At 55.0% G+C, this 1,176-nt stretch carries 2 protein-coding genes; one reads left to right on the forward strand and one right to left on the reverse strand.

The window, feature by feature from the left end; translation table 11 throughout:
- Positions 1–24: 24 nt before the first annotated feature.
- On the reverse strand, positions 25–225 hold the full coding sequence (locus AC2FIR_RS24100) for a hypothetical protein (protein ID WP_170682861.1): 201 nt from the start codon (positions 223–225) through the stop codon (positions 25–27).
- 138 nt (positions 226–363) lie between these two features.
- Between AC2FIR_RS24100 and AC2FIR_RS24105 the strand changes: the two genes are divergently transcribed.
- Positions 364–1,176, forward strand: an 813-nt coding sequence (locus tag AC2FIR_RS24105; protein ID WP_496763510.1) for an alpha/beta hydrolase, incomplete at its 3' end; no start/stop codon positions are given.

The raw sequence follows: 1,176 nt of genomic DNA on the forward strand, positions 1-1,176 counted from the left end.
GAGCCCAAATTGGTCTTTCGATTTTCACAGCCGCGTAGTTGCCGCAGTTCGTGGCAACTCAGATTTTCGATGCCGTGGCACCGCGGAGAAAACCTGCGCCGCGAACTCATGGAACGGTGGGCGATAGGGACGCGATAGTTTTTCGGCAGCGCGATCAGCTTCGGTCAGCGGGGATAGGTGATCGGGCAAATGCTTGAGCAGGGCGGTATCAAAAGGGGCATTCATCGTCTTTCTCCTTGTTCCTGTTGCCACTGTGACAGGGGTAAAAGATCTTCGCTTGAAGACAGCCCTTAGAAATCCCTGTGAATTCATTTGGATTTGTCTAGAATTTCAAAGATCATCTTGGATCAAAGGTTTGTCTCATTGTTTTACCGTTTTGGAGATTGCGAACTCGACACTGCCAGCCGCCGACTGAAATGCGCCGGTCTGGAAGTTGCCATCGAACCGCAAGTTTTCGATTTGCTGCGGCTTCTGGCGGAGAACCCTTCAAGATTAGTGACCAAAGATGAGATCATTGACGCCGTCTGGGGCGGACGCGTCGTTTCCGAAAGTGCCGTCAGCGCCCGGATCGCTGCAGCACGCCGTGCGATTGGAGACAACGGAAAGCAGCAGAAGGTAATTCGGACACATCACGGGCGAGGTCTGGAAATGGTTGCTGTTGTTACAGGCGGCGACGCCACCGACCGCCCAAATTTGGAAAAACCAATGGCTCCCAAGGTGCGATACACGATCTCAAAGCGCGGGCACTCTTTGGCCTATCTTGTTTCCGGTTCCGGGCCACCGCTGTTTCAACTTGATGGTCCGCCGCTTAGCAAGGAGAAGGCGTGGCACATACCGATCTTGCGAGATGGCTATGATGCCTATCGAGAGGGTCGTACGCTCATTCAAATGGACTGGGCCGGAACGGGTCTGTCGGAGGCGTTGGATGAAGCGCTTAGCATCGAAGAGAATGTCGAGGATATGGTCGCCGTTGCCGATGCCGCCGGGTTAGACCGATTTGCTCTCATGAGCGAATCTGGTGCGTGTTTGCCAGCCGTCCTATTCGCTGCAACGCATCCTGAGAGGCTCACACACCTTGTCATGGTTGGCGGGTATGCAGAGGGCCGCGGGATTCGTGAGGCGCAAGGCCAGCCCGAGGTCTTGAAGGCTATGATGGAGGCAGGTTGGGACCAGCAT

The organism is Ruegeria sp. CDSB136 (genome assembly GCF_059610965.1).